The sequence below is a fragment of the Povalibacter uvarum genome (assembly GCF_014202975.1).
GTDB lineage: Bacteria > Pseudomonadota > Gammaproteobacteria > Steroidobacterales > Steroidobacteraceae > Steroidobacter > Steroidobacter uvarum.
Genome location: NZ_JACHHZ010000002.1, coordinates 937,057 through 951,128, shown reverse-complemented (window position 1 = coordinate 951,128; position 14,072 = coordinate 937,057). Strand labels below are relative to the sequence as shown.

At 63.8% G+C, this 14,072-nt stretch carries 11 protein-coding genes; 6 read left to right on the top strand and 5 right to left on the bottom strand.

Going from position 1 to position 14,072, the window contains the following annotated elements; all coding sequences use genetic code 11:
• Positions 1-24: 24 nt before the first annotated feature.
• Positions 25-801 carry a head GIN domain-containing protein gene (locus tag HNQ60_RS10470; protein ID WP_184331388.1) on the bottom strand — a complete coding sequence of 259 codons (777 nt, stop codon included), beginning with the start codon at positions 799-801 and terminating at the stop codon, positions 25-27.
• A gap of 159 nt (positions 802-960) precedes the next feature.
• On the bottom strand, positions 961-1,467 hold the full coding sequence (locus HNQ60_RS10465) for a hypothetical protein (RefSeq protein WP_184331386.1): 507 nt from the start codon (positions 1,465-1,467) through the stop codon (positions 961-963).
• 165 nt (positions 1,468-1,632) lie between these two features.
• Between HNQ60_RS10465 and HNQ60_RS10460 the strand changes: the two genes are divergently transcribed.
• The 4 genes from HNQ60_RS10460 (at position 1,633) to HNQ60_RS10445 (ending at position 7,693) form a co-directional block, all read left to right on the top strand.
• Positions 1,633-3,045, top strand: coding sequence for a CoA-binding protein (locus HNQ60_RS10460; RefSeq protein ID WP_184331384.1), 1,413 nt, complete (start codon positions 1,633-1,635; stop codon positions 3,043-3,045).
• A gap of 177 nt (positions 3,046-3,222) precedes the next feature.
• Positions 3,223-4,512 carry a GGDEF domain-containing protein gene (locus HNQ60_RS10455; RefSeq protein ID WP_184331382.1) on the top strand — a complete coding sequence of 430 codons (1,290 nt, stop codon included), beginning with the start codon at positions 3,223-3,225 and terminating at the stop codon, positions 4,510-4,512.
• Positions 4,513-4,628: 116 nt separating this feature from the next.
• Positions 4,629-5,645: a class 1 fructose-bisphosphatase gene (fbp, locus tag HNQ60_RS10450; protein ID WP_184331380.1), complete on the top strand. Its 1,017-nt coding sequence runs from the start codon at positions 4,629-4,631 to the stop codon at positions 5,643-5,645.
• Positions 5,646-5,884: 239 nt separating this feature from the next.
• Positions 5,885-7,693, top strand: coding sequence for a beta-ketoacyl-[acyl-carrier-protein] synthase family protein (locus HNQ60_RS10445; RefSeq protein WP_184331378.1), 1,809 nt, complete (start codon positions 5,885-5,887; stop codon positions 7,691-7,693).
• Positions 7,694-7,765: 72 nt separating this feature from the next.
• Here HNQ60_RS10445 and HNQ60_RS10440 read toward each other — a convergent pair whose 3' ends face one another.
• Complete coding sequence (locus tag HNQ60_RS10440) at positions 7,766-8,140, bottom strand: hypothetical protein (RefSeq protein WP_184331376.1); 375 nt, start codon at positions 8,138-8,140, stop codon at positions 7,766-7,768.
• 276 nt (positions 8,141-8,416) lie between these two features.
• Here HNQ60_RS10440 and HNQ60_RS10435 point away from each other — a divergent pair, with 276 nt between their 5' ends.
• Entirely contained in the window at positions 8,417-9,634 is a 1,218-nt protein-coding gene (locus HNQ60_RS10435) for a GGDEF domain-containing protein (protein ID WP_184331374.1), read from the top strand.
• 190 nt (positions 9,635-9,824) lie between these two features.
• On the opposite strand, the gene HNQ60_RS10430 is transcribed toward HNQ60_RS10435, so the two are convergent.
• Both HNQ60_RS10430 and HNQ60_RS27860 read right to left on the bottom strand, forming a co-directional pair.
• Complete coding sequence (locus HNQ60_RS10430) at positions 9,825-10,706, bottom strand: LysR family transcriptional regulator (RefSeq protein WP_184331372.1); 882 nt, start codon at positions 10,704-10,706, stop codon at positions 9,825-9,827.
• Positions 10,707-10,777: 71 nt separating this feature from the next.
• Positions 10,778-12,256, bottom strand: coding sequence for a methyl-accepting chemotaxis protein (locus HNQ60_RS27860; RefSeq protein ID WP_184331370.1), 1,479 nt, complete (start codon positions 12,254-12,256; stop codon positions 10,778-10,780).
• 248 nt (positions 12,257-12,504) lie between these two features.
• Between HNQ60_RS27860 and HNQ60_RS10420 the strand changes: the two genes are divergently transcribed.
• Positions 12,505-13,650, top strand: a complete 1,146-nt coding sequence (locus tag HNQ60_RS10420) for a citrate/2-methylcitrate synthase (RefSeq protein ID WP_184331368.1) — start codon at positions 12,505-12,507, stop codon at positions 13,648-13,650.
• Positions 13,651-14,072 lie beyond the last annotated feature (422 nt).

Below are 14,072 nucleotides of genomic sequence, written 5' to 3'. Positions count from 1 at the left end.
TTTCGCGGGAATGACGGTTAGCCCTCAGATCACTTCCGTCTTTCCCTCATCCGCCGCGCGATCGTCGTATTCCGGCTGGAGCGAATCGGGGTCGACAGGTGCCTGCGGTCCATGGTCCGGCGCGGCACGCTTGGCATCGCGCTGGCCGATGGTGCCGAGGCCGTTCACTCGAGTGTTCACGTTGCGGGGGCTGCCGCTGTAGAAGATGGCACCTACGCCGTTCATGCGGGCGTCGAGCGTATCGACCGGATGGACCGTGACGCTGCCGACGCCTGCGACAGTCACGTTGGCGGTGCCTGCGATGATGTTGTCGAGATCCGCGTGGCCCGCACCGGCCATGAAAATGCTGAGCTCATCGAGGCGGCCCGAGCCCTTGAGGTTGGCGGCGCCTTCCAGACGAATCTTCGTGGTGCCTCCGTTGAAGCCGGTGAGCTCGATGTCGTTACCGCCTTCGACCTCGAGTTCCTTGAGCGTGGGCAGGGTGACTCTCACGATCAGCCGCGGACTCGTGCCGATCGACACCCAGTCCTTCTTGCGTGTCTTGATGCGCAGCGTGTCGCCGTGCACCTCGGTGTCCAGGCGTTCGAGAAACCGTTCGCGCCCTTCGACCACCACTGACGCCGGCGCACCGACGGTGATTTCGAGTCGCGTCGCACCATTCACCTCGATGGAATCGAACTCACCGACATTGCGGGTTTCGGTACGGACGGGACCGGTACTGAACTCGGACTTGTGATCGCACCCGGCCAGCAGCGCGATGGCGGACAACCCGGCCGCGGCGGCGACAAAACGAGAACTCATGGAACCCCCGGAACGGGACCTGCTTGGCCCGATCATGCTCGCGGCCGTCTCGTCTTGATAGATGAATACCGGTGAATCGCGGCGCCGAACCGGTGAAGGAGAAGTAGATGGCGGATAGCGGATAGTGACTGGTCAGGACAGAACCATTCACTGGTCGCCTCAGCCGCGCTTGTATGTCAGCACATACCTTACCGGGGCCGGCAGTTGTGGGCTCGTGAGCGTGACACGGAGCGTCAGCGTGCCATCCGCTGCAACGTCGAACTCGTTCACGCGCTGGCCGTCCTCTGCTTTGAACGTCTGCTGCAGCTTCGAGCCAGTCGCAAGCGCGCTGACATCGAACACTTCACCGTCGTCGCGAGTCCATTTCACGGTGCTGCCGTTCGCGGGCATCACGACCGGCTTGCCCGCATCGAAGCGCACGCTGATCTGCGATCCATCGTTGCCGACCTCGATCCGCTCATACAGCGGATTCGTCTTCTTCAGACGGCTGCGCGCAATCGGCCGCTTGATGAAGTTCATCTTCTCGATGCCGGCATCGATGGCCTTGTCGATGACCTCCTGGCTGGTATTCGCATTGACGAAAACACCCTGCACCGGGTCCTGCGCGAAGGCATTGAAGCCGAACAGCGCGCATCCGATCAGCAGCCATCGAGCCAGTCGACGCATGGGAGATCTCCTTGCCTGAGCCGCCGCGCAGGATAGCCCACACCCGAGGCTGCCACAGCGGGGAAAACCGCCATCGGCGGCGGCGATGCCCGTCATCACGGAATCTGATTTGACCGGGGCGATGCGAGCGGGGAGTCTGTATCGACATGAATCCGAGACGCTCCCATGCGACCTGATGCCGGACGCCTGCAGCAGATCCTGCAACCTTGCAGCGTCGCCATTGCTGGCGCGGCGGAGCGCGAAACGAGTGCCGGCGGAGCCGTGCTCAGGAATCTCATCGCCAGCGGATTCGACGGACGCGTCGTGCCGGTCAATCCGAAAGGCGGCCAGGTTCTGACTCTGGTCGCGATGCGGTCGCTGGCGGAAGTGGCGCCGGCGTGCGATCTCGCCGTCGTCGCGGTGAGGCCCGATCTGATCCTAGGCGTGATTCGCGAAGGCGTCGCTTCCGGGCACCGCAACTTCCTCGTGCTGCCCGGCGGCTTTCAGGAGGCGGGTGCGGAAGGAAAGGCGCGCGATGCTGAGCTGCGGGCTTTCGCCGCCTCGCATGACGTGCTGATCATGGGGCCGAACTGCGCCGGCCTCATCAACATCCTCGATCCGCGGCGGCGCTTTGCCGGCACGTTCTTCAAGGACCTGCCGTTTCGCGGCATCGATGCGACACGACCTGGAGTTGCGTTCGTATCGCAATCGGGTGCCATCGCCGAGGAAGTCATTGCGAGCAGTCACTCGATGCAGATCCCGGTCGGCAGCGTCGTGTCGATCGGCAACGGCATGCACCTGGGATTGATCGATTTCATCTCAGGGCTCGCCAGTCACTCGCATTGCAGCGTCGCCGCGTTCTACGCCGAATCCGTCGGCGATCCGCACGAGTTCGTCGAAGCATTGCAACCGATCACGGCTCGCAAGCCTGTCGTCGGATTGATCGGCGGCACGACTTCCGCAGGCGCGGCAGCCGCGAAACGTCACACAGGTTCGACTGCGCTCAGCGACGACGCAGCCGAAGAGCTCTGTCGACGCGCCGGCATCGTGCGCGTCAAGAGCTTGCGACAGATGCTCATCGCTGCGAAAGCGCTCGCGTACTACCCGCAGGGGATCGGTTCGCGGGTGCTGATTCTTTCCAACAGCGGTGGACCCGGCGTGCTGGCCGCCGATCGATGCGAGCGCGAAGGGCTGCGACTGGCAGCGTTGCCTGACTCGCTTGCGGAGAGTCTTCGCGTACTGCTCCCACCCGAAGCCGCGATCGCGAATCCGATCGATCTTCTTGCCGACGCGCGCGAGGATCGATTCGGCCTGACGTTGGCGCAAAGCCTGCAGCATGCCGGCTCCGCGTTCGATGCAATCCTGATGACTCATGTCGTGCCGTTCATGGTCGACGCCGCTCCGGTGATCGAGGCGCTGGCGAGAACGGTGCATGCGGCGCCGATCCCGGTGCTGCACTCGATGATGGGAACCTTGCAGCAGAAGCAGACGTGGTTCACCGCGATCGAGCGTGCGGGCGTGCCAATGTTCGATGACGTCGAAGAGATGGCGAGCGCAGCCGGGTTGCTGGCCGGGTACGCCCGACTGAGAGCCCCGTAGGAACCCCTGCGCCAGGTCCGGGAAAACCTGCGGCTCCCGCACGTAACACGCCCGTGGCATCGGCGGATCTTCGTCGGTTTTGTGACGCAGTTCGCACGGTCCTGTGACGGTAATCAGGATTCCGGATGATCGGGCAAGGTAACGTATGACTGCCGATCCGCATCGCAGTCGTACAAGATGCCTGATTCCCTCCCCAACGCCGACAAAGCCGCCGCCCGTTCCGGTTCGAAACCGGTCCGGCAGCGTCGCACTGCGTTCGGGCGATTCTTCTCGCGGATCTTCCCTTCGCTGCGTTTCGAAGGCTCGCTCGAAGGACAATTCCGTCGCTGGTACAGCGAGAACGTGCGGTCGCGCATCCGCAGCGTCATCTGGATTCCCGTTGCGGCCCTGCTCATCGCGATGCTGGCGGGCGGCCCGTTCAGCGATCTGCGTGCAGCGCTCGTCGCCCCTCGGGATCAGTCGCTGTTCGATCTCATGCGTTTCGGCGTCCTGTTGCCGAGCTGCATCGCGCTGCTGATCGCTACCTATACTCATCTATATACGCGCTGGTTCACGCCTGTCGCGCAAGTGGTGCTGCCGGTGCACGCACTGTGCTTCGTAGTGATGGACGCATTCATGCATCGGCAGGGCTACTCGCTGAACGCGATGATGCCGCTGCTCACGCTTGCCCCCTATTTCGTGTTCGGCATGGTGCAGGCGCAGGCGGTGCGTACTGTGGCCCTGGTGGTCGTGATGTACGCCCTGGGCGGCTATCTGGGTGGGCTCGACAGCGGCCAGCGTACGTTCGATCTCGTGATCCTGTTGTTCGCGGCTGCGCTCGGCGCTGCCGTGCACTACTCGCTGCAGAAGTCCGTGCGTCACAGTTACCTGTCGACGCAGATCATGAGCGAGTCGCTCAATCGCGATGCGCTCACCGGCATCCACAACCGCCGCATGTTCGACGAGCATGCAGCCCGCATGTGGCAGCAGGCTGCTCGCGCGAACGCACCGATCGCACTGCTGATGATCGACATCGATCACTTCAAAGCTTTCAACGACTACGGCGGCCACCAGGCGGGCGATGCGTGTCTCGTCAAGGTCGCGGGTGTGCTCAACCGCGCATCGCGCCGGCCGCTCGATCTCACCGCGCGCTACGGCGGCGAAGAGTTTGCAATTCTGCTCTACGACACACGACGCGATCGCGTCGAGGAACTGTGCCGCGAACTGCATGCCAGCCTCGCGAATCTCGCGATCGCGCACCCGGCATTCACGGACAATCAGCTCGTGACGTTCAGCATCGGCGCAGCCTGTGTCGAGCCGCAACCGGAACGTCGCGTCGAAGGCCTCATCCAGCTCGCTGACGAAGCGCTCTACACCGCGAAGGAACGCGGCCGCAATCGCACAGTCGTCATGGATCGCGAGTACGAAACGCTGCGCACCGGAACCTTCCGCGTGCAGCGACGCAGCCGGGAAACTGCAGCGGCGTAAATATCACAAGCACCGGAATCTCCCCGTGTGCCCCGTGGAAAATCTCGGTTCTTGTCCGGACATCCGGACCCGTCACCCTGCTATCCTGACCGTCTCCCCGTCCATGGATAGATCGAATGACTGCTGCGCCCCTGTCTCCCGTTCCGACTCAATCCGCCGACATCGTCACGCTGCAGGCACACATCCTTCAGCAGCAGGCGCGCCATCCTGAAGCGACCGGGCAGTTCTCGTGGATTCTTTCCGCGCTGGCAATTTCCGCGAAGATGATCTCCGCTCACGTGCGGCGCGCACGGCTCGACGATGTGCTCGGCACCGTCGGCAATCAGAACGTGCAAGGCGAGCAGCAGCAGAAGCTGGATGTGATCGCGAATGAGATTCTGCTGCGCACGCTCGGCGGACGCGAAGGCGTCGCGATCGTCGCTTCGGAAGAGAACGAAGAACCCGTGATCCTGCGCGAGGACGACTCGGCGGAACGCAAATACTGCGTGCTCTTCGATCCGCTCGACGGCTCTTCCAATCTCGATGTCTGCGGCTCGGTGGGCACGATCTTCAGCATCCTGCGCAAGGATCGACGCCAGCGCGATGCACGTGGCTCGCTGTTGCAGGCCGGCGCGGAACAAGTTGCGGCGGGCTACGTGCTGTACGGCTCATCGACGGTGTTCGTGCTCACGATCGGTCTCGGCGTCGACATGTTCGTGCTCGATCCTGCTTACGGCGCTTTCATCCGTGTAGCGCAGGGACTGAAGATGCCGGCGACCAACAAGTGCTACTCCGTGAACGAAGGCAACCGGCTCAGTTTCCCGGAGGGCTATCAGCACTATCTGACCTGGGCACAGGAGCAGGGCTACTCGAGCCGCTACGTGGGCGCGATGGTGGCCGACGTTCACCGGATCTTGCTCCAGGGCGGCGTATTCATGTACCCGCCGACGAAGAAGGCGCCGAAGGGAAAGCTGCGCCTCATGTACGAAGCCAATCCGATGGCGTTCCTCGTCGAGCAGGCCGGCGGCAAGGCCATGTCCGGGCCCGGCCAGCGCATCCTCGACGTGCAGCCCACGGACATTCACCAGCGGGTGCCGGTCGTGCTCGGCAGCGCTAGCGAGGTCGATCGCCTGATGGAGAAGCTCAGCGGCTGAGGCCGCCAAGTCGTTTCGCGGACTTGGGGCGGCGGCTGTCATTCCCGCGCAAGCGGGAATCCATGTCTTTTGCGCGGGAATGACGCCGGGAGTCCGGCTCACCAGCGAGAGCCCGCCCGCGGAACCCACAGGAGTGAAAACCTCCCTTCCGTTGTATCCTTCGGGCCTGCGAATTCAACTGCGGAATGCCAGTGCTCACGGCCGATAAAGTTCTCGTCACGATCGGAACCCCCTGCTCGATGTCTGCCGTCGGCAGCACCGAGACTTACAGCGCGCGCGTGTGCGGTTCTCCCGAGTTCATCGGGTACGCAGCCTTCGATGCCGGCCTGGTCGATGTCGATCCGACGGGCGACCGCGCCTCCTTCCGCTGGACGCAGGGCGAAGAAGCTGGCCAGGCGGCCTCTCTCAAAGACATTGAGACGCGGCACGGGCAGCAGCTGCGAGCGAACCTGGGCATTCGCCACATCGACGAGCTCACTGCGCTCGGTTCCACGGTGGTCACTGACATCGCGGCCAGCCTGCCTCACGATCTCGAGAGCGGCGGACTGCGACGGCAGGCCGGACTCAGTTATCGGGAAGTCCGGGATTCGGCGCTCAAGGACATGTATGGGCTGTTCGACGACGATCCGCGACTCGGTCCGTCGTTGCAGTCGCAGTTGTTCCTGTACGCCGGCCTCGGCGCACTCGCCGCGCTTCCCGTGTCGCTCTCGGAGCTGCTGACGGACCCTTACGGATTCCGTGTCGCCGCTGCGACCGCGTTCCAGGGCATGGACGCGCTCGGCGAACTGCGTGCAGCCGGCGCGATCGACGCGCAGTCCGACAAGCTGCGCGACAAATTCGCGATGCGACTGGCCAACTCGCTCGCCTCGCACGGCCCGGCGCTGATCTCTACGATGCTTGCGCCGTCATACCCGCTCAGCAAGTCGCTCAAGAATCCGGCGCTGCTCGATTCGCTGCGCACGCCCAGCGGATTCACGCGCGTCCCGCAGACGCCGCTGAATGTCGTCGGTGCGTGCGCGTCGAGCTCCATCGCGTTCTCGGAAGTCGCACCGCAGATGGTGCTCGACTACCCGGGCTATCGTCGTCCGCAGATCGTGCTGTGGACCGCCGCGGATGCAGCGACTCGTCCGCACTGGCAGATCCTCGACGCCTTCGGCTCGGGTGCGTTGATGACGCGAGGCAAGCTCGATGCATTGAATGCATCGCGCGCCGCCGGCGAGCATCGCGCTGTGTCGGACTGTCTCGCCCCGTTCGATGTCGATGCGAACGGAACCGTCGTCGGCGAAGGCGGCTCGGGCGTGCTCGTCACTACGCTCGACTTCGCCTTGCGCAATTTCCTCGACATCTCATCGATCATCGTCGGCTGGGGCCAGAGCGGTGAAGCCGGCGGCAAGGCACATTTCGCGGGCGTGGGCTTCGGAGGCGAGAACGCGCTTCTCCATGCACTCGACATCGCGTGGCGCGCCCATGGCTACGGCGTCGCCGATTTCCAGTATCTCGTCGCTCACGCCACCGGCACGCGCACGAACTCGAAGACCGATCTCACGACTGCCGCCAACGCACTCGCGGCAGCCGCGGAACGACAAGGCCGCAAGGCGCCGCTGCCGAAGATCACTGTCGGCACACCAAAAGCGGTGGGCGACGGTCACACGATGGGCGAAACGGGCCTCAAGGGAACGGCGCAGGCTATCCAGTACCTGCTCGGCCAACGAGCTGTCGGTGTGCCGACGCTCCGCCATCGCGATCCTGACCTGAGCGATGTCGCGGAGAACTTCGTGCTCGACGCCGCGCCCGTCATCGGCAATCGCGATGGCGGCGCCATCTGCGCGACCCAGGGATTCGGCGGCTACAACGGCGCTATTGCATTGCGCGGCGCGAATGCAGATGCATTCAGCCGCTACTCGCCGGACCGCAACGTCCTCGCTGCTTACCTGGAGCGCTGGCCCGAACTACGCAAGGAACGAGAGCAGCGCGAACGGTCGTTGCGACTCCGCCGCGGCAGTACGCTGGAGCTGGCGTTGAAGCACAGATGGAGAGGGGCGGAGTAAGGAAGCCGGCTAGCCAGAACGAGAGGAAGAGACAGTAGCTCTTCTTAGTCTGGCTAGCCGGCCAGCTGGCTCTCAGCCCTTCTTCCCCGTGAACGTCCCGTCACCAAATTCTCCCAGCGACACTTTGCCCTTCATCGTGTCGCCTTCGACCGTTCCGGTGTAGGTCACGGTGAGGTCGGCGCCCTGTGCGTTGACCGAATACTTGAGCGTGACTTCGTTGCCCTTGACCGTGCCGGTGACGGGTGCTTCGCCGAGCTGGCCCTTGTAGTGGCCGGTCACGTTCGTGCCTTCCTGCTTGAGGCTGAAATGCGGACTGCCCGTGCCTGCCTGCGTCTCCACGGTCATCGTCCACTCGCCGGTGACGTTCGCGTCGGCGGCGAATGCGCCCGTGGCGGCCAGAGCGAGCGTCGCGAGGGAAGCGGCGAACAATCTGCGTACAGGATTCATGAGTCTCTCCGGAACTTCGGTTATCTGATATTGGTCTTGGAAGCTGGCCTGGTGCTGGAAGCCGATCAGGAACAGCCGGTCGGTGCATGATGAGGGTCGCCGGGCCGGCGCGGAAGAGGCGCTGAAGAAAGTTCATGCAGCGGGCAGCGGCGTTATGCAGCAAACTGCGGCCTCTCCGCCCGGCACCTGCAATCTGTTTCGCTCTGCGGTCGCAACAACTTGTGCAACAATGCCTGCCGCATGCGTGGATCCCGATCGCGCCAATGACTTGACCGAATGAAGCCCGATTTCCGCCAATTCACGCCGCGCACTTTCTGGCTCGTGACCGTTGCCGCCGCACTCGTGCTGGTGGCCATCGTCGCGATCCCGCAGTGGCTGTCGAAGCAGGCGCGGCTCGAAGTGCTGCGTTCGCACGTGGCGCAGGTCGCGCAGCTGGCCGCGAGCGTCGTCGATGGCGATCTCCATCGCCAGTTGCTCGACCCGGCGAACTACACGCCGGAGTTGTACGCACGCACTCTCGCTCCGCTCGTGCGGTTCCACTCGGCGAATCCCGAGATGTTCTACGTCTACACGATGGTCGAGCGTGAAGGAAAAACGTTCTTCGTCGTGGATACGGCCGCTTCGGACGATCTGAAGACCCCGCACAACCTGCGCGCGTCGGCTTACATGGAAGCGTTCGAAACGCTCGACAAGGAACCCGACCCCGACTGGCTGCAGCAGATCGCATCGGGCCACACCTATGTCTACCCCCGCTTCCTGCGCGACGAGTACGGTTACTTTCTCTCGGGTCACGCGCCGATCTACGACAGCCAGGGTCGCTACAGCGGTTTCGTCGGTGTCGACTTCGATCTGCAGTACTACCTGGCCCAGGAAGCCCGATTCCGCAGCATCTCGATCGGCACGCTCATCGCCGCCCTGCTGATGGCGGTGCTGATCGGCTACCTTGCGGCGCGCTACGACCACCACGTGAATCACCGCATCGACGAGCAGTACCAGATCTCGATGCACGATGAGCTCACGCAACTGCTGAATCGCCGCGGCGCGATGACATCGATCCATCGCGCACTCGCGACCGGTGCTTCGAGCTATGCAGCCATCCTGGTGGATGTCGACGATCTCAAGGGCATCAACGACAACCACGGTCACGCAGCCGGCGACAGCTTCCTCATCAAAGTAGCGAATGCGATGCGCGCGAGCGTTCGCGACGCCGATGTCTGCGCACGCCTGGGTGGAGACGAGTTCCTCGTGTTCGCAACAGGCTGCGATCTCGACGCGGCGACCGAAATCGCTCGCCGCATTCTCGCTCGGGTGCGCGAGAGCAGCGAATCCCTCGATCGCGCCACGTTCGGCGTCTCGATCGGCATCTGCGTCACCTCACCGCCCCACGTCAGCTTCGAGACGATGTACCGGCACGCCGACCAGGCGCTCTATCGCGCGAAGTCCGGCGGGAAGAACCGCTATGTGATCTTTGATCCGGTGCACGCAGTCGCGTAGGGCGTCGGAAACGGAAACGGAATCGGATTTCACACGGAGTTCACGGAGATCACGGAGATCACGGAGGAAGACAATGTAGAGAGAGGTTCCTCGCCTGTCTCGGCCACGGTCCTAAAGGCTCCGACCCGCGGATTCTGTGTCCTGCTCTGAATATCTCCGTGATCTCCGTGTGAAACTCTCAACTCTTCCTCTAAAACCCCCACCGCTCGCGACACAGCGCCACGAACCGGGCGCCGGCCTGTGACATCGGCTGGTGCTTGAGGTAGTAGACGCCGACCTGGCGGTCGATGCTCGAGAAGGGCAAGCCTTCGATCGGGACGAGATTTGCAGGGGTGTTCGTGACCAGATCGGAGAGGTACGTCAGCCCTTTGCCTTCGGCAACGAGCGCGAGCCGCAGGTCCATGTGGCTCACTTCCCAGACGGAAGCGAATGCGTTGCGCAGGCGATCGCCGCTCGGGCGACGGGCGATGTCGTCGAGGAAGGATGTGATCAGCGGCAAGGTGCGCAGCGTTTCCTGCGGATCGCGGCGCAAAGCATCCCGGCTCGGATGATCGGCGGCAATCATGAGCCGGCGGGTCTCCGAGAAGCACGCGTGGAACGCGAAGTAGTCCGGCATCGAATGCTGCAGCGGACCGAAGCCCAGCTCCCAGCGTCCGTCTGAAACGCCGTAGACGATCTCGCGACTCGGCGTGACGGCGATCTTGAAGCGCGTCAGCGGATTACGCTCGGAGAATTCCTTCAACAGCGACACGCCGAAGCGAGCGTTCGCCGCGGGAGACAACGCAAGCGACAGCGTCGAGCGGGCACCGGACTTGATCTGGGCAATATCGGCAAGCGTCTCGCGCTCCTCGTTCATCATTGCCTCGGCGAACCGGAGCATCCGGATGCCGGCCTCCGTCAGCTGCGGCGGACTGCCGCGGCGAAGCAGCACGGCTCCGAGGCGATGTTCGAGATTGGCAATGGCCTGGCTGACAGCCGATTGCGAGAGGTCGAGGCGCTCCGCCGCGCGGCTGAAGCCGCCGGCTTCGACGACGGCGTGAAAACAGCGGATTTCGTTGCGCTCGATCTGCATCCCGGGGATTGTCGCTCGGATCGGGATCGATGCAAGGGGCGTCCGGCGCAGGCCGAAGGAAATCCTTCAGTTCAGGCAACCCTCGCCAGCACCGCCGGCGGATCGAACGGACGGCTGGCCACGACGGGACCCGACCCCTGCCCGAGCTCGAACATCGAGACGGCATGCATCAGCTCGCTGCCCTGTTCGCGCAGGCGTTCCGCCGACTGCGCCATCGAGGAGACCAGAGACTCGTTCTGCTGCGCGACCTCTTCCATCTGCGAAACGGCATTGTTGACCTCATCGAGGCCCGAGCTCTGGTCGCGGGCGGCGCGATGGAAGCCCTGAACGATCTGAGTGACACGCTCGACGCTCTTCACGACTTCGGCGATCGTCACGCCGGCTTCGTCGACGAGCGCATTGCCTTTGCTGACGCTCTCGACCGAGGTTTCGATCAGTGTCTTGATCTCCTTCGCCGCAGTCGCGCTGCGCTGGGCAAGGCTGCGAACTTCCGCCGCAACGACAGCGAAGCCTCGGCCTTGATCGCCTGCGCGCGCGGCTTCGACCGCCGCATTCAACGCGAGCAGGTTCGTCTGGAACGCGATCTCGTCGATCACGCTCGTGATGTCAGAGATGCGCGCGGAAGAACGGCTGATCTCGCCCATCGTGTTCACGACCTGCGAGACGACCTTGCCGCCGCGGGCCGCAACATCGACAGCCGATTCCACCAGCGAGTTCGCCTGCTTCACCTGATCGGCGTTGCCGCGAACGATGGTCGTGAGCTGCCCGAGTGCCTGAGTCGTGCGTGAAAGCGCAGTCGCCTGCACTTGTGTGCGCTGCGCAAGCTCTTCGGAACCGGTGGCCATTGCATTCGCGGCATCGGCAACCGTATCGGTGCCGGAGGCGATCGACGACACGACATTGCGCACGCGCGCCACGATTCCCCCGAACGCACGACCTGCATCGCTGTGGCTCGCATCGTTCTGCGACAGCAGGTCGACTTTGCCGTTCTGCGCCGTCATGCGCTCGATCATGTGCTGCAACTCCGAGGACTGCAGGCCTTCGCGGCGCAGCACGACGGCGAGATACGAAAGCACCGCGGTCTCGACGACGACGTAGGCCGCGTGAGCGAGAACGATGCCGAGTCCGGGCGTCGTAAAGCAGTTCACGCCGAAACCGGCCTGCTGCATGTAGTTGAACGAGAGATGATGAACAGCGGCCACGCCGGCGGCCATGACGATGGGACGCCAGTCGCGATAGCACAGCAGGAACGCCAGCAGCACGAAGATGCCGAAGTGCAGCTCGATCATGCCGTACGCCTGATGGATGTTCAGCGCGCAGAACACCATCAGCGACGCGGCGACGCAGAGCCGGGTCAGCAGGGATCCGGGCATCGCATAGGCAAGGAACGTCGGCACCACCGCAGCCGGAATCGCGACCAGGAGTGCCGCGCCCCAGGTCTGATGCCAGGGGGCGAGACAGAACGAGAAGGCCAGCAGTGCCCAAAGGATGCCGGTCATCAGCCGATCGGCCTGGACATGGGTGAGATGGAGAGGATCGGTGGATGGCATGGAGGGGCGCTGCACGCAGGGATATTCAGGGGTATCGGCGGGGATGGCCTGAAGTTGAACAGGTACGTCTGCCTAGGGGATTCGCTGCAGGGCCTCCCGCCCTTCTCCCCGGCATCGCTCCACCTGATAGCCGCATCAGCCATTCCGATCACATCGGCTGGCCTGATAGCGGGATCGATCCCAGGGCATCCCCGCGCGCCGCCAGCAGCGCTACTTTCGCCCATGCCAACCGGTGCCTGGAGCGTGTCATGACAGCGTCCGCAGAAGTTCATAAGGGTCTCGAAGGCGTCATTGCCGATACGACGTCGACGTCACTGGTCGATGGCGAAGCCGGGGCGCTGTACTACCGCGGCTACCCGATCGAGTCGCTGGTCAACTACCGCTTCGCCGAAGTCATGCACCTGGTCGTGTTCGGCGATCTGCCCGATCCGCGCCGCCTCAACGAAGTCGAAGACTATCTTTGGCACGCGGGTCGCCTGCCTGCCGAAGTCGCGGCAACACTGCGTGTGCTGGCACGCAACGGCGCTCACCCGATGGTCACACTCCAGGCCATCGCACCGATCCTCGCGCTCGAACCCCCGGCGCAGCGACTCGGCCGCACCGACGAAGAAGAAGAAGGCCTCCTCGTCGCTGCCCGCATTCCTGCCGCACTCGCGCTGATCAATGCCGCGCTCGAAGATCACCCGGAGCCTGCTTACCCAGTGTCGCGTCGCTATGGTGAACGCTACCTGCAGTTGCTCACCGGCAAGCTGCCGTCGGCGGAAGCTGTCGAAGCATTCGAAGTGATGCAGGTGCTGCAGCTCGACCATGGCTTCAACGCGAGTACGTTCACGGCGCGCGTCGTCACGTCGACGCTTGCACCACCGGCTTCGGCACTCGCTGCAGCGATGGGTGCGTTGTATGGGCCGCTTCACGGCGCCGCCGATCAGGGCGCGCTTGAAATGGCGATGGAAGTCGGCGAACCGCAGCACGCCCGAGCTTTCGTCACACAGTGCCTGGCGACTGGTCGCAAAGTGCTCGGCATGGGTCATCGCGAGTATCGCGTCGTCGACCCTCGCGCGAAAATCCTCAAGGCGATGGCGGAGCGCAGCGCGACCGAGTTCACGAATCGCCGACTGCTCAACACATTGAGCGCCGTCGAAGCCGCGTTCGTCGAACAGACGAGCGCCAAGCGTCGTGCCCTGCGCGCCAACATGGAGTTCTACAAAGGCGTGCTGTGTCTCTCGCTCGGCATCGCGAAGGAATACTTCACCGCCACCTTCGCCGCCTCCCGCGCATTCGGCTGGCTGGCTCACATTGTCGAGCAGCGGCAGGACAACAGGATCATTCGGCCGGCGGCGCTCTATGTGGGGCCGGCGCCGAGGGAACCGGGGGCCCGCCAGAAGGTGGGGTGACGCATCCGTCACTCCCGCGAACGCGGGAGTCGATCTTTTTCCCTTTGTGGGTCCGGCTTCAGCCGGACGTCATGCCGCAGGCACCGCGCTGTGCGCGGCATTCCGGGATCGCTTCGCGATGACGTCCGGCTAAAGCCGGACCCACAAGAAGAGGCTCCGCTCCGTCGCCCCGCTTGCCCTGGCTACCCGCCGCTGGCTATATTCCAGCCGTCCCCCAACGTGGCCTGACCCTTTGACCTCTACGCTTTCCCGACTGCCCGCCGCCAGTGCGATTCGTATCGCAGGCGCGGCTGTGGTCGTAAACGTCGTAGTAGTAGTCATTAACGGAGTAGTCACCGCTGCGCCTTAGGGGCCTTTGAATCACAAACGAACCCCCTGCAGGTGCAAGCCGGCAGGGGGTTTTTCTTTTCTCCACCGGCGAC

Bases quoted from the DNA above. Each gene is read 5' to 3' on its own strand.
- HNQ60_RS10460 (WP_184331384.1), top strand. From the start codon at position 1,633: ATGCGACCTGATGCCGGACGCCTGCAGCAGATCCTGCAACCTTGCAGC.
- HNQ60_RS27860 (WP_184331370.1), bottom strand. From the start codon at position 12,256: ATGCCATCCACCGATCCTCTCCATCTCACCCATGTCCAGGCCGATCGG.
- HNQ60_RS10470 (WP_184331388.1), bottom strand. From the start codon at position 801: ATGAGTTCTCGTTTTGTCGCCGCCGCGGCCGGGTTGTCCGCCATCGCG.
- HNQ60_RS10435 (WP_184331374.1), top strand. From the start codon at position 8,417: ATGAAGCCCGATTTCCGCCAATTCACGCCGCGCACTTTCTGGCTCGTG.
- HNQ60_RS10455 (WP_184331382.1), top strand. From the start codon at position 3,223: ATGCCTGATTCCCTCCCCAACGCCGACAAAGCCGCCGCCCGTTCCGGT.
- HNQ60_RS10465 (WP_184331386.1), bottom strand. From the start codon at position 1,467: ATGCGTCGACTGGCTCGATGGCTGCTGATCGGATGCGCGCTGTTCGGC.
- HNQ60_RS10440 (WP_184331376.1), bottom strand. From the start codon at position 8,140: ATGAATCCTGTACGCAGATTGTTCGCCGCTTCCCTCGCGACGCTCGCT.
- fbp (WP_184331380.1), top strand. From the start codon at position 4,629: ATGACTGCTGCGCCCCTGTCTCCCGTTCCGACTCAATCCGCCGACATC.
- HNQ60_RS10430 (WP_184331372.1), bottom strand. From the start codon at position 10,706: ATGCAGATCGAGCGCAACGAAATCCGCTGTTTTCACGCCGTCGTCGAA.
- HNQ60_RS10420 (WP_184331368.1), top strand. From the start codon at position 12,505: ATGACAGCGTCCGCAGAAGTTCATAAGGGTCTCGAAGGCGTCATTGCC.
- HNQ60_RS10445 (WP_184331378.1), top strand. From the start codon at position 5,885: ATGTCTGCCGTCGGCAGCACCGAGACTTACAGCGCGCGCGTGTGCGGT.